At 69.2% G+C, this 13,842-nt stretch carries 10 protein-coding genes; 4 read left to right on the forward strand and 6 right to left on the reverse strand.

From position 1 onward, the window contains the following. Positions 1-4: 4 nt before the first annotated feature. From fxsT to QRY02_RS29080, 4 genes are all read right to left on the reverse strand, one after another. A complete protein-coding gene (fxsT, locus tag QRY02_RS29065; RefSeq protein WP_285986017.1) occupies positions 5-4,237 on the reverse strand; it encodes an FxSxx-COOH system tetratricopeptide repeat protein in 4,233 nt (1,410 codons plus the stop codon). Between the two features lies 1 nt (position 4,238). Further along, entirely contained in the window at positions 4,239-5,300 is a 1,062-nt protein-coding gene (locus QRY02_RS29070; RefSeq protein ID WP_285986018.1) for an AAA family ATPase, read from the reverse strand. Further along, positions 5,278-6,804, reverse strand: a complete 1,527-nt coding sequence (locus QRY02_RS29075; RefSeq protein ID WP_285986019.1) for a VMAP-C domain-containing protein — start codon at positions 6,802-6,804, stop codon at positions 5,278-5,280. The genes QRY02_RS29070 and QRY02_RS29075 overlap by 23 nt, the downstream gene beginning before the upstream one ends. 96 nt (positions 6,805-6,900) lie before the next feature. Next, the gene (locus QRY02_RS29080) at positions 6,901-7,920 is read right to left on the reverse strand and encodes an effector-associated domain 2-containing protein (RefSeq protein WP_285986020.1); all 1,020 of its coding nucleotides are present in this window, start codon (positions 7,918-7,920) and stop codon (positions 6,901-6,903) included. Between the two features lie 8 nt (positions 7,921-7,928). Here QRY02_RS29080 and QRY02_RS29085 point away from each other — a divergent pair, with 8 nt between their 5' ends. From QRY02_RS29085 to QRY02_RS29095, 3 genes are all read left to right on the forward strand, one after another. Continuing rightward, a complete protein-coding gene (locus QRY02_RS29085; protein WP_285986021.1) occupies positions 7,929-9,134 on the forward strand; it encodes a low temperature requirement protein A in 1,206 nt (401 codons plus the stop codon). 100 nt (positions 9,135-9,234) lie between these two features. Then, complete coding sequence (locus QRY02_RS29090; RefSeq protein WP_285993943.1) at positions 9,235-10,530, forward strand: acyl-CoA dehydrogenase family protein; 1,296 nt, start codon at positions 9,235-9,237, stop codon at positions 10,528-10,530. Between the two features lie 18 nt (positions 10,531-10,548). After that, positions 10,549-11,754, forward strand: a complete 1,206-nt coding sequence (locus QRY02_RS29095) for an acyl-CoA dehydrogenase family protein (protein WP_285986022.1) — start codon at positions 10,549-10,551, stop codon at positions 11,752-11,754. Positions 11,755-11,846: 92 nt separating this feature from the next. On the opposite strand, the gene QRY02_RS29100 is transcribed toward QRY02_RS29095, so the two are convergent. Beyond that, positions 11,847-12,011, reverse strand: a complete 165-nt coding sequence (locus tag QRY02_RS29100) for a hypothetical protein (protein WP_285986023.1) — start codon at positions 12,009-12,011, stop codon at positions 11,847-11,849. Positions 12,012-12,170: 159 nt separating this feature from the next. Between QRY02_RS29100 and QRY02_RS29105 the strand changes: the two genes are divergently transcribed. After that, on the forward strand, positions 12,171-12,671 hold the full coding sequence (locus tag QRY02_RS29105; protein WP_285986024.1) for a RipA family octameric membrane protein: 501 nt from the start codon (positions 12,171-12,173) through the stop codon (positions 12,669-12,671). 9 nt (positions 12,672-12,680) lie between these two features. Here QRY02_RS29105 and QRY02_RS29110 read toward each other — a convergent pair whose 3' ends face one another. After that, entirely contained in the window at positions 12,681-13,742 is a 1,062-nt protein-coding gene (locus QRY02_RS29110) for a polyhydroxyalkanoate synthase family protein (protein ID WP_285986025.1), read from the reverse strand. Between the last annotated feature and the right edge of the window lie 100 nt (positions 13,743-13,842).

The raw sequence follows: 13,842 nt of genomic DNA on the forward strand, positions 1-13,842 counted from the left end.
GCCGTCACAGCGGTGTCGGGTCGATATCGCACACCGCCCGCGAGCCCTGCTCGGCGGCGACCGTCATGGGGTGATCGCCTCTGAGCACTCGCCGGTAGCGCGCTACGACGTCCTGCTGCTGCAAGGCGGCTTCGCGTTCCCGGCCCACCCAGCGCAGGTCGAGCGCTCGGTTGAGCTGCGCCGCCAAGGTGGTCGGGTGGTCCTCGCCGAGCGTGCGGCGGGCGCGCGCCAGGCTTTCGGTGTCCCGCACCAAGAGCCGCTCGGCCGCTGCGCGAGGTGAGCCGAAGAGGGCTTCGTCGTTCGCGAGGTCGATCGCCGCCGCGACCGTGTGCGGATGATCGGCGCCGAGGACCTTGCGCAGGTTGCGGAACGCTTCGGCGTCCCGCTTCCGCGCCCGCGAGAAGTCGCCGAGCAACCGGAGTGTCACGCCGAGGTCGATTTCCGACACCAGTGTGTGGGGGTGCCGTGCGCCGAGGCTGCTCCGGTACAGGTCGACCGCCTGCTGCCCGAGGCTCCTGGCCGCCTCGAGCTCCCCGGCGTACCGCAGGTCGATCGAATGTGCCAGCGCGCAGGGCAACGTATTGGGGTGGCTGAGTCCGTAGCGGGAACGGAACCGCTCCAGCGTGCTACGCGACAGCGCCAGCGCCGCGGTGTGTTCACCGTCCTTTCGCAACGCGACGGCGAGGTGGTACTCCCGCCGGACGACGCCGGCATTGTCGTCGCGGAAGAGGCGGCGGACCCGCTCCACGATCTTCTGCAGTTCCAGCCGCGCGAGGGCGTAGTCGCCGATTTCGCGACGGCAGATCGCCAAGATGTTGAGCGTGCTGATGGTGGCCGCGTTGTCCGGGCCCAGGATGTCCGCGCACCGCGCGTAGGTGTCCTCCCCGATCCGCCGCGCCTCGTCGTACTCCCCGGTGAGAAGCAAGGAAACCACCAGGTCGTGCGCGGCGGTCAGGGTCTTGGGCTCATTGGTGCCGAGGATCGCGACGGCTTCGTGGTAGGTCGCCAGATTCAGCTCTCGCGCCCCGGCGAAGTCCCCGCGGGCCTTCAGCACGACGGCCACCGACAGCTGGGCGTTCAAGGTCTGTTCCGACCGCTGCCCGCCGGTCTCCTTTTCCTGGTAAAGGCGGAGGGTGCGGTTGTTGATCGCCTCCGCCTCTTCGTACCGGCCGAGGACCCACAGGAAGAAGCCGAGCCGCTCGGACGCCTCCAATGTCAATGGGTCGGCTTCCCCGAAGCGGTCGGTCCACGTGGCGGCGACTCGCTGGGCGAGCAGGGTCGCGCCGGTGTGGTCACCCCAGAAGTGGAGGAATTTCATGAGGTTGATGACGAGTTCCCGCACCCAGTCGTCATCGCAGTCGATGAGGTCCGCAGCGTAGATGTGCGGCAGCACCGTGTGGTACTGCGGCCACAGGCGAGCCGAGGCCGGGTCACCGGGATCGCGGTTGGCGAGCAGCAGGTGGGCGCTGTGCTGGACGTCCCGGCGGTGCACTTCGCTCATGCGGTTGCGCAGCACCAGCTGGACCAGCCAGTGCAGCTGGAGAGTGTCGGACCGGTGGTCGACTTTGGCCAACCCCCACCGGTTGATGTCCCGCAGAGCCTGGTCGAGCTGGGTGGGGTCACACATGGCAGCGTCGAGCTCGGGGGCGATGGACAGCCGCCGGACTCCAGCGAAGATGCTTCGGGAGATCGGTTCCGGAGCGAAGAACGCGCACACCTGCAACAGCTGGTGGGCGGCGCGGTTGCGCGTCCCGAGCTCGTCGAACGACACGTTCCAGGCCGCGGCGATGGGCACTTCGTACTCGGTAGGTGCCGAAGTGGCGAGAATCTCCGCGGTTTTGTCGTCGAATCGCCGCAGGTATTCACCCACCGGCATGGCGATCTCGGTCCTCAACGCGGCGGCCTGGGCCAGCGCCAACGGCAGGTCACCGAGCCGCGCCGCCAGCTGGTCGGCTTGCTCCGGGCCGAGCTGCGGGTCGTGGAGGCTGAGCAGTTCCTTGCTTTCCTCACGGGTGAACGGTTCCACCTCGAGCAGCTGCGGGAAGACGTCCGACCACTCGGGGTTCCTCGTCGTCACGAGTATCTCGCCCGGGCCCTCGGTGGGCAGGAGCGGTAGCGCCGGATCAGGGTCGTCGGCCGAGTCGAACACCAGCAGCCAACGTCGGTAGGGCTCGCCCGCTCGCAGGGCTTCGAGAACGGCTGGCACCGCGGTGACCGCCTCAGCGGCTCCGGCCAGCCGGAGCTGGCGGGCCAGTTCGGTAAGCGACGCCCGGATCTGGGTCTCCTGCGCGGCTCTGACCCACCACACCAGGTCGTACCGGCCCAGGTGCCGGTAGACGTACTCCGTGGCCACCTGGGTTTTGCCGAGTCCGCCGGTGCCGTGGAGCACGGCGCGACCACCGTTGCGCAGACCTTCGGCCAGGTTCTCGAGCAACCGGTGCCGGCCGGTGAAGTCCGGGTTCCGCGCCGGCACGGCACCCCAGACAGTCGGCGCGTCGGTGGTGAATTGGCGGACGCGCTGCAGGGAATCTGCCGCCTCGTCGTGGACGTCGGCGACGAGAGTTTCGGTGGTGATCACGGGCGGGACGCCGGCTCCGGCGCCGGTCGGCGCGGCCAGCTCGGACTCCCACCGCAACAAGCGATCCGCTCGTTCGGCGTACGGACCGGACAGCGCTCGCATCACCGCGCGTTCCAGCGCCGCTTCCGGCAGGTGGTCAGCGTCCGCCTCGGGCAGCGGCGCGCCCTGGGGATCGTCCAGCGCTTCGGCGACTCGCAGCAGGACCGGGTGGCGGTCACCGAAGTGCCGGGTGGTGGTGACCACCACCCGGGCCGTGTCCGATCGCCGGCCCGCGGCCAGCAACGCCTCCCGTACCGGAAGGGGGAATTCGTAGACTATGTCGTCCCAGTGGCGGCCGGTGCCGGAGGCCGGCGGCACGTCGAGCAGACCGCTACCGAACACCTCCGCCAGGTCGGCGGTGGCCGCCTCGGGCACGAGCTCGGCCTGGACGAACCGCGCGATGGGCAGGCTCACCGGCACCGCCGCCAGCAAGGTCGCCAGCCGGAACGCCGACGGCGACGCGACGCCGTGGAAGTGCTTGACGCGGTCGCCCGCCGACAGTTCCGGTCCCTGCAGTTCTTCCCACGGCTCCACGGGCTCGGGCTGGGTACGCGCCAGCATGACGACCGCCTGCGCGGGTTCCGGCTGGGCGCGACCGATCATCCGCACCCACCAGGAAAGCCAGCGCGGATCCAGTTCGACGACCGGGATCGGCACGGCGCCGGCTCCCGCCGTCTTCGGGTCCTCGCCCGTCAGCCAGGAGTCGGGCAGCTCGAGCCCGTAGCGGCGGTTAGGTCGGAATGGCCCGGGCGTCGTCAGCCTGGCTTGGTGCAACTGCGGACCCGCCCGGCCCCAGAGCCGTTGCGGCAGCATGTGGACGACAGCCACCGGCATCGTCCGGCCCCACTGCGCCAACAGCGGGGAGACGACGTCTTCGCGCCAGGATTCGCCCATTCCGTCCGTCAGCACGAGCAGCAGCCGGTGCCCGGACGGATCGAGCAGTTCGGCCGGCTGGCGTTCCGGCGCGCCCGGCGTGCCGCCCCGCAGCACCGGTCCCGACACGCCTTCGCCGGTCCGCTTGTCCGTCTCCAGCAGCCGGATCTGAATGGCGCGGAACGCACCGAGCCGACGCAGCAGCGTGAGGAAGGCCGCGACAGTGGGCTGCCACAGTGCCATTGACGGGCTCGAGTCGACTACGACGGTCAGGTCCAATCCGCGGACCATGGCGGGTTTCGTGCGCGGCAGCCAGAGCTGGTCCTCTACCGCCTGTTCCGCAGTCAGGTCTTCGTCCAGCACCGCGTCGTCGTCGGCGCGCGAGGGACGAACCAGCTTCAACGGACGGAGTGCCCGGACGATCGCGGCCGCCTCCGGCAAGAAACGCGACGGTGCCTGTGTCCCAGCCGCGTTCCCGGCTCCGGCGATGTCCGCGCTCTTGACCAGCGCCTTGACCAGAAGCTCGGATCCCAAGCCGAATGGCGGCGTCGTCGGGCCGGCCGGTTCTTCAGGCGGTTCGGGTGCATCACCGTCCGCATCTTCCCGAACAGCCGCCTCCTCGGGCTCGTCGAACTCGGGGTGCGCGCGCGGCGCGGAATCCCCGATCGCCATCGCGAGCCAGACCGCGTCGCCCACCTCGCTCCAACTCAGCTTGGCGACGGCGGGTTCGGGAGGCTCCGGCGGCACGTCAGGAGGCCAACGAGCTCAGTTGCCGCCACAGTGCGTCGACCAGCCTCGGCCAGGAAGCGTCTTCGCGGTATGCCCCGGAGGTGGCGAGATAGACGGCCTCCAGCAGCTTGTCGACGGGCAGTCCCCCGAACGCCTCGCTGCGGCTGACGAACTCCTCGATGATCCGCGACCGGTGCTCATCGGCCGGGTCGAGCATGTGCGCGGCGACCATCGCGACCAGCTGGCCGACATCCGGGTCCTTGGTTTCGTAGCGCAGGCAGCGGCGCAGGAAAGCGGGCGGGAAGTCCCGTTCGCCGTTGCTGGTGATCACGACGACCGGAAACGCGTGGCAGCGGATCCGGCCGCCGACAACCTGCGCCGTCGAGTCGGGATCAGCGGTGAAGACCTCGACCACCGGTGTCCGCCGCGCCATCCGGACCAGCTCCGGGATCTCGAACTCGCCGTCTTCGAACAGGCTGAGCAAGTCGTTGGGCAGGTCGGCTTCGGACTTGTCCAGTTCGTCGATCAGCAGGACGCGGGGCCGACGGCGGGGCAGGAACGCCGTACCCAGTTCGCCCAGCCGGACGAAGTCGCCGATCGGGGGTTCCACCGGCTCGCCGGGCGCACCGCCGGCCATGGCCGATCGGGCACCGGCGGCCTGGGCCCGGCCGATCGCGTCGTAGCCGTACTGCCCGATCTTCACGGTCGTGTGCGAAGTGATGGGCCACTGGAGCACGCGGCCCAGCCCGAGTTCTCGCGCAATCCGGAAGGCCAGACTCGACTTCCCGCTTCCGGGCCGTCCAGTCACGAGAAGGGGACGGCGGAGGTAGAGCGCCGCGTTGACCATATCGACTTCGTGCACGTCAGCCCGGGGCACGGATTCGATGCTGGCCGCGCCCAACCGCCGCCTCATCTCGCCGTCATCGGGCGGGACCGGTACGTCGTCGAGGAGGGGTCCGCCGTCGAACTCCCGCCACGGTGGCGGCGGCGGGAGGAGGCCGGTTCGCTCGGGCGCCGGAACGCCGGTACCGCGGTAGATCCACCAGCCCGGCGGGGTGTCAGGAGGCCCGGCCTCGCTCATCGGCACTCCCCGGTAGCGGACCGGGCCGGAACGGCGAACTGTCGAGGAAAACCAGCCGCGCCGGATCGTCCCAAAGGATGACGAGATTGCGGAGCACGCTCAACCCCACCGGAACGGTCGATTTCCGGAATGCGGCACGCCGTGATTTCTGCACCCGGGCCGGAAGATCCGTGAGACCACCGCCGTCGACGAGCCACGTGACCACCTCTCGCAAGAGATCCAACGAAGCCTCGGGGTGCCATAGTAATGCCGGGAGCCCGGACCGCAATCCGGCCGCAAGCTCGTCTTCCCCTGGCCGCGGCCGCAATGGAGGGGCTGCCGCGAGCACCATGAGGACCCATTGGTCCTCGCTGAGGATCGCGTCGAGCAAGTGCCGTTCGCCGGTGTCATCGGCGCTGCAGAAATACACCCGTTCGGCCGAAGGATCGTTCATCATTGCGTCCCACCGCGTTCGCCAGGCGCGATGCCACTGCGGCGACCGCATTCGCTCAAGCGAGCGCACCACAATCGGATAATCCAGGAACAGCGGGCGCGGATCCCCGGTCTCGTGCTCCTTGCACCACAGGTGCACCGGCAGGTGCAGCAGCGATCTCGGCAGCACGAATTCGATCGCGACTTCACCGCGGTACTCCGCCCACGCCTTTTCGGCGTCGACGACGAGCGTGTCGACGTGGTATTCGAGCTGGTCACCGGCCACCGTATCGAGGCCGCCCCGCGCGGGTGGCCATTCTCCGGGAACATCCTGGCGCCAAAAGGAAACCAGGTGCCGTCCGGGGTCGATGCCGTCGGGCTGGACCACGATCATCAAGTGCAGCCGCGAGCTGGCGGGGGAGTCCGGTTGCGGTTCCGTCCGCAGTTCCCGCAGAGCGGCTTCGGCCTGGAGGCGGCGCGCTTGCCGTTCGTTCCACGTCCGCAGTTCACCGGCCAGCCCTCGGGCGCATTTCGCGGCGATGTGCTCGACGAATGCCAGCGCCGGCGGCAAACCGCTGACCGGGGTGTTGAAGTCGGAGAGGGCGCAGAAGGCGTCCCACGCGTCACGGATCCCGGGTGGCGGCGAGCCGGGCGCGGCCGCCTGGCGGACCGCCGAGCTCAGTCGCGGCGGGACCAGACCGTACAACATCGAGCGCAGCCACAGCAGTTCCGCATCCGGCAGGAGGTCGTGCATGCGAGGCTGGTGCACCAGCCGGCGCACCTGGTCCGACTCCGGGGAATCCGGCCGCATCATGCGGATGGCGTCGGCAAGTGCGTTCATCCCGTCGTCGACCTTGGCACAGGCGTTCACCACTTCGATGAGGTGATCGCGGCCGGCCACCTGTTCCGGAATCGTGAGCGGAAAGCCGAGATTGTCGTGGATCAGGTCGAGCAACAGCGTGCGACCGGCGGGATCGATGGCGAGACCGGCTGCAGCGAGGACGTTCACGATCGCTTCCCGGACCGCGATCGTCGTGCCCGGCCAGGAACGGAACTCACGTCCGGGCCTGAAAGCCCGTTCACCGGCCGACACCTGACGAACCACCTCCCCCGGGGCTCGCGCGAGGCTCGGGAATCGTGAGTCTACCGAGCGCACCGGCCCGGAAAAGGGGCAAAAGGTGGACAAGCGTCAGCGCGACCGCTCGCCCGGCCAGCGGCCGATGACCTTGGCGAGCGCTTCGACCTGCGGCGATTCCGGTTCGATCATCCGGATCGCGTCGAGCAGATCGGCCAATCCTCCGGCAAAACGCTGACAGGTCCTCGCGAGCGCAATCACGTGCAGCCGATCTTCTCCGTGGTACGGAACCACATCGGCGATTTCCCGGCGGGAGAACAGCTCCAGCAGCAACTGGCGGCTTTCCGACTTCCGCACACAGGGCACCGCGAGCAAAGCGTCGACCAAGGCGGGGAAGGTGGCATGCTTCGCCGTCTCCGAGGCGGGAACTGGCACACCGTTCACCGTTCCGAGCAGGCGCAGCCACGCCCACGCGGCGTTCTCCCCGACCTTGACCTTCACCGGGATCTGTCGAAACGCCTTCGGATCGGCGGCCGGATCCTGGCGGACGACGTCCTGGTAGAGCAGATCCGAGGTGATCAACGCCAGGTCGGCTTGCGCCTCCTTCTGCGCCGCCTTGGCTTCCGGTGCGTCGAGGATGCGGAACGTGAAGCTCACGGCCTGGCTGATCGAGCCGTGGCTGCCCTGGGCCACCTCGCCGGCGTGCACGGCCATCCGGAGCCGGACCTGGGCCTCCGCTGCGTGCACGTGGTTGTAGCGGCGCAGCTCGTCGTGCATGCGACTGGGGAACTGGGCCACCAGGTCCGCTTTCGCGATCTCCGGCGGCAGCAGGATCATCGCACCGTCGCCGGTGTTCTCGACGAAGCAGACGTCCCACGGGATACCCGTTTCCGCGAACGTCGTGCGCAGGACCTGCCACAGGCCCTCGTGCACCTCCCGCAGGTGGGCCATGGTCCGGCTCGGGTCGTTGTAGCCGGCGATGTCGACGGCCATGATCGTCTTGTGGTGCGCAGCCGGATGCATGGCCCACCTCCCCACGTCCCGTCGCTCATTGTCCCAGACCCATGCACACTCGGCCATGTTCGCGCAGGGCGTTACGCCGAAACCGGACCTTCTTGACCTTGTTTCGTCCATAATTCGGCGTGCCCACGAGACGCCTGCAGCTGGTGAGCGCGGATGAGGACCACCGCGTCTCCACCATCGAACTCTTCTTCGACCTGGTCTTCGTCTACGCCATCACCCAGGTCACCCAGCTGATGGCCGACCACCTGAGCCCTGCCGGCGTCGGGCAGGGGGTGGCCATGCTCGCCGTACTGTGGTGGTGCTGGTGCAGTTATGCCTGGCTCGCCACCACCATCCACGTCGACCACGGGATCGCGCGGCTGGCGATGTTCGGGGCCATGGCCGCCATGTTCCTGGTGTCGCTGACCATCCCGGAAGCCTTTGCCGACCATCCCGGCGGGTTGTTCACCCCCGCGCTGTTCGTGGCCTGCTACGCGCTCGTGCGGCTGCTGCACCTCGTGGCCTACCTCGGTGCCGCGAAGCACGACCCCGGGCTCCGGCGGGTACTGCTCAAGATGTTCGTCGGGTTGCTGCCGAGTGTCGGGCTGCTGGCCGTCGCCGCGTTCCTCAGCGGGCCTTGGCAGCTGGGGTTGTGGGTGGTGGCATTGGGAATCGATTACCTCAACGTCTACCTCGCCGGGCCGGACGGGTGGCGGCTGAACGCTCCCGCGCACTTCGCCGAGCGGTTCGGGCTCATCGTGATCATCGCGCTCGGCGAGTCGATCGTCGCGATCGGCATCGGGATCGGGGCGCTGCCGATGTCGTGGCTGGTCGCCGGCGCGGCCGTGTGCGGGCTGACGCTGGCCGCCGGGATGTGGTGGACGTACTTCGACGTCGTCGCGCGCGTGTCCGAGCACCGCCTGACCACCGCGACCGGGGTCGAACGCGCGAAGCTCGCCACCGACTCCTACACCTTCCTGCACCTGCCGCTGATCGCCGGGATCGTGCTGGTCGCCCTCGGCCTGAAGAAGGCGTTCCTCTACATCGCCGACACCGAGCACCACACCCCCGGCGAAGCGCTGCACGGCGTGCCGATCTGGACGCTCACCGGCGGCCTCGCGCTCTACCTGATCACGCTGAGTGCCCTCCGCAAGCGCAACCTCGGCAGCTGGAACGTCCAGCGGCTGGTCCTCGGCGTGCTGCTGGTCGCGGCGACGCCGCTGCTGGAGCACGTGCCCGCGGCCGTCCTGCTGCTGATCGCCGCCGCCCTGGTGCTCGGGCTCATCACTTTCGAGCGCATCCGGTTCGCCGAGTGGCGCAGGAAAGTGCACACCGCCCACGCGTAAGTGACCCCGCACTGGCGCTGCGCCGTCTCCCGGGTTAACCTACTCGCGAGTAGGTAACGGGATGGAGGGCCACATGGCTGCGCCAAGGAAACGGGACGCGATGGGCTGGGGCCTGTCCGCGCTGACCCGGCTGGCCGGGAGCAAGGTCGTCGATCGGGCCGGGCTGCGCAAGCCCCTCGAAGGCCTGGTCACGGCGGGGACGCGCAACGGCTTCCGCGTCGCCGGCGCGGCGACCCGGTCGTTCAAGTCGGTGCAGAAGCTGGGCAAGCCCGCCCGGCTCGCGCCGACCGCCGACACCGGGCTGTTCGACCTCACGCCGACCGAGGACCAGCAGCTCATCGTCGAAACGGTGACGGAGTTCGCCGCCGAGCAGCTGCGGCCGGCCGCCGCCGACGCCGACGCCAAGCTCGAGGCGCCCGAGGGACTGCTGAGCCGGGCCGCCGAGCTGGGCATCAGCCTGGTCGGCATCCCCGAGGAGCTCGGCGGCATCGGCACGGAACGCTCGGTGGTGACCAACGCGCTCGTCGCGGAAGCGCTTGCGCACGGCGACCTCGGCCTGGCCGTGGCCGTGCTCGCGCCGTCGGCGGTGAGCACCGCGCTGGTCAGCTGGGGCGACGAGCAGCAGCAGGCCGACTACCTGCCCGCCTTCACCGGCGAGCACGTCCCGGCCGCGGCGCTGGCGCTGCAGGAGCAGAAAGCGCTCTACGACCCCTTCAAGCCCGCCACGAAGGCGCGCCGCACCCCGAAGGGCTACCAGCTCGACGGGGTGAAGTCGCTGGTCCCGCGGGCGACGCAGGCGGAGCTGTTCATCGTGTCGGCCGACCTCGAAGGCCGCGGCCCGGCACTGTTCCTCGTCGAGTCGTCGAACGCCGGGGTGTCCATCGAGGCCGAGCCGGCGATGGGCCTGCGCGGCGCCGCGACCGGCAAGCTGCACCTCGAGCAGGTCGCGCTGCCCGCGGGCGCGCTGCTCGGCGGCGGGAAGGCGGACGTCTTCGCCGAGGTCGTCCGGCTGTCGCGGCTCGGCTGGGCGGCGCTGGCCGCCGGCACCGCGAAGGCCGTCCTCGACTACGTCGTCCCCTACGTCAACGAGCGGACGGCGTTCGGCGAGCCGATCAGCCACCGGCAGGCGGTGGCGTTCTCCGTCGCCGACATCGCGATCGAGCTGGAGGGCCTGCGGCTGGTGACGCTGCGCGCCGCGGCGCGGGCCGAGCAGGGCAAGTCCTACGCCCGCGAGGTCGCGCTGGCGCGGAAGCTGGCCGTGGACAAGGGCATGCAGATCGGCAACGCGGGCGTGCAGCTGCTCGGCGGGCACGGCTTCGTCAAGGAGCACCCGGTCGAGCGCTGGTACCGGGACCTGCGGGCCATCGGCGTCATGGAAGGCGCCGTCCTTCTCTAGGCTTCGGAAAGGCAAGTCATGATCAACCTGGAAGTCCCCAAGAAGGCCGGCGCGCTGATCAACCAGGCGTACCAGGCCGCGGCCGAGGTGTTCCGGCCGATCTCGCGCAAGTACGACCGCGCGGAGCACACGTACCCGGCCGAGCTGGACATGTTCGCGGCGCTGCTGGACGGCCTCAACTCCTCCGGAGAGGGCGGCGCGGGCGCGGCGGGGGTACGCCGCTCCGGTTCCGACGATTCGGCCAAGGGAAATCGCAACGGCGCCAACCTGAACGTCGTCCTCGGCACGATCGAGATGTGCTGGGGTGACGTCGGCCTGCTGCTGTCGATGCCGCGCCAGGGCCTCGGCAACGCGGCGATCGGCTCGGTGGCGACGGACGAGCAGCTCGAGCGCTTCTCCGGCATGTGGGCCGCGATGGCGATCACCGAGCCCGCCTTCGGGTCGGACTCGGCGGCGGTCAGCACGACGGCTCGTCTCGACGGCGACCACTACGTGTTGAACGGCGAGAAGATCTTCGTGACGTCGGGCGAGCGCGCGGACGCGGTGGTCGTGTGGGCGACGCTGGACAAGAGCAAGGGCCGCGCGGCGATCAAGTCGTTCGTGGTCGAGAAGGGCACGCCGGGCTTCGAGGTGGTGCGCACCGAGCACAAGCTCGGCATCCGCGCCTCCGACACGGCGGTACTGCGCTTCGAGAACTGCCGCGTGCCTCGCGAAAACCTGCTGGGCACACCGGAAATCGACACGAAAAAGGGTTTCGCGGGCGTCATGCAGACGTTCGACAACACCCGGCCCCTGGTGGCGGCGATGGCGATCGGCGTGGCCCGCGCGGCGCTGGAGGAGACGCGCGAGATCCTCACCGCGGCCGGTGTCACCATCGACTACGACCGCCCGGCGAACAGCCAGCACGCGGCCGCGGCGGAGTTCCTCCGCCTGGAAGCGGACTACGAGTCGGCGTACCTGCTGACACTGGAATCGGCGTGGATGGCCGACAACCGCCAGCCGAACTCCCTGCAGGCATCCATGGCGAAGGCCAAGGCGGGGCGATCGGTGGTGGAGATCGCACTGAAGTGCGTCGAGCTTACCGGGGCGTACAGCGAAGAGTCGCTGCTCGAGAAGTGGGCGCGGGACGCGAAGATTCTGGATATCTTCGAGGGGACGCAGCAGATTCAGCAGCTGATCGTGGCTCGCCGGATCCTCGGGAAGTCTTCGGCTGAGCTGAAGTAGTTGTGATGTAACGGAAATCCGCCCGGTCGCTTGCCCTTCTCGGGGCTGTGCGACCGGGCGGCTTTCGCGTCGGCGGGGACGGGCCTTCATGATCAGGCCACCTCCAGGCCGTCGTCGAGGGCAGGCCGTCCGAACATCGCGTCGACGGCCTCACGCGCCCGCTGGTGGCTCGACGAGACGAGGTGCATGTACGTCCGGAGCGTGAAGCCCCGGGTCCGCGTGGCCGCGGTAGTCGTGACTCGATCTCTGTTACGCACCGTCGTAGGAGACCTCCATCCCGACGCCGGATCGTGACAACGGCCGGTAGCGGGATGCAGGGCGACGTGTGGCGGAGGGCCGGGTTGCTTCCGATGTAGCGATTCACCGGGAACTTACGATGGCTTGGATGTCCGGCACCCCGCCCACCTGAGGACGTCATGAGCGAATCGGCTACCCCACCCGCCAACCCCACGGACGCGCAAGTCGGCTACCAGGCCGCGGTCGCGTTGTGGGTCGGGGAGGCGAACTTGGTGTGGACCAAGTTCAACGCTTTCCTGGTCGCGAACAGCATCGTACTGGCCATCTACGGCCTCACGCTCGGCAGCGCACGAGTGTCCCGCGCCTTCGCCATCGGGCTGCCCGTCGCCGGGCTCGTGCTGTGTCTGGTCTGGTGGGCGCAGACCAAACGCGGTTTCGACTACTTCACCTACTGGATCCTCTCGGCCCGGGAACTGGAGGAGGAAGGCCTCAGCGCCCAGGTGAAGACGGCCGCGCGCGGTGGTTCGTTCGGGGCGGGGAAGCCGGTGTCGATCACCATCGACGGCAAGGCACGCGATCTCCGGATGTCGTGGGTCAGCAGGGCGCTCAAATCGAGTATCGGCGCCTACGCGGTCATCGCCGTCTTCGCTGCCTTGTACATCGTCATGCTGTTCGATTGAGCAACCGAGTCAGGACGACGCGATCCGGTCGTCCAGGAACTCGTCCAGGTAGCGCCACGTCGTGCCTCGCGCCTTCCGGCCCGTCAGGACGCCCAGGTGCCCACCCGGCGCCGTCTTGAAGCGGACCTCCGGGGCCTTGTCCAGCAGCTCCACCACGCGCTCCACCGAGGGCCTTGGCGCGATCGTGTCGTTCTCGCCCGCCACCACCAGGGTCGGCACGCGGACCGAAGACAGCGAAATGATCCGGCCGTTCAGGTCCACCTTGCCCTCCGCCAGGTCGTTCGTGCGGAACAATCGGTGGTACAGCTGGCCGAACGTGCGGCCCGGATACGCGTACATGTTGCTCATGAAGTGGTCGACCGCCTCGATCTGGGCCAGGTAATCGCGGTCGTCGAGGTGGGACAGGATCGCCAGCGGCTTGGCGATTTCCTTGCTGATGCCCGTCGCGCGGAACACGCGGCTGACCAAATAGGACGGTGCGCCGCCGAACACGCGGTAGATGGGGGTCAGCAGGTGGCCGTTCGTCAGGTCCACCAGCGGGCGGAACGGCGCCACGATCGGGATGGCCGTGAAGTCGACCGGCGAGCCGATCGCGGTGATCGAGGCGATCGGCAGGTCCGGGCGGTCGGCGTTCACCAGCAGCGAGAAGATCCCGCCGAGCGACCACGACACCAGGTGCACGTCCTGGCCGCCGGCGTCCGCACTCACGCGCCGGATCGCGCGTGGGAGCACCTCGTCGATCCAGTGCTCGATGCCCAGGCGCCGGTCGGAGAACGCCACCATGCCGTAGTCGACGAGGTAGGTGTTGCGGCCGCCCTCGATCAGGTGCTCGATGAGGCTGCAGCCGCGGCGCAGGTCGAAGCAGATCGCCGGCGCGGCCAGCGGTGGCACCAGCAGGATCGGCGGGCCGGACACCGTCCCGCCGCTGTGCGTCATGCGGTACAGCGAGCGGTTGGGGCCCTGGTCGATCAGCACCCGCGGCATCGGGCGCAGGTCGGCGACGCCGCCGTGCAGCACCTTGCCGACCACGTTCGACGCCGCGGCGGCCAGCCGTGCGGGTGGTGAAACCATTTCTCGCGCCTCCCAAAAGCGGATCCGGAGGCAATCTTGCCGGGCCGGGCGGGCGGACTCAACAGCACCTCACCCGCGAGCACCTGGCAAGCACGTCCAA

The organism is Amycolatopsis sp. DG1A-15b, from assembly GCF_030285645.1.
Taxonomy (GTDB): Bacteria; Actinomycetota; Actinomycetes; order Mycobacteriales; family Pseudonocardiaceae; genus Amycolatopsis.

Excerpts from the sequence above, each read along its gene's own strand:
- QRY02_RS29090 (WP_285993943.1), top strand. The coding sequence starts at position 9,235 with ATGGGCTGGGGCCTGTCCGCGCTGACCCGGCTGGCCGGGAGCAAGGTC.
- QRY02_RS29095 (WP_285986022.1), top strand. The coding sequence starts at position 10,549 with ATGATCAACCTGGAAGTCCCCAAGAAGGCCGGCGCGCTGATCAACCAG.
- QRY02_RS29070 (WP_285986018.1), bottom strand. The coding sequence starts at position 5,300 with ATGAGCGAGGCCGGGCCTCCTGACACCCCGCCGGGCTGGTGGATCTAC.
- QRY02_RS29080 (WP_285986020.1), bottom strand. The coding sequence starts at position 7,920 with ATGGACGAAACAAGGTCAAGAAGGTCCGGTTTCGGCGTAACGCCCTGC.
- QRY02_RS29110 (WP_285986025.1), bottom strand. The coding sequence starts at position 13,742 with ATGGTTTCACCACCCGCACGGCTGGCCGCCGCGGCGTCGAACGTGGTC.
- QRY02_RS29105 (WP_285986024.1), top strand. The coding sequence starts at position 12,171 with ATGAGCGAATCGGCTACCCCACCCGCCAACCCCACGGACGCGCAAGTC.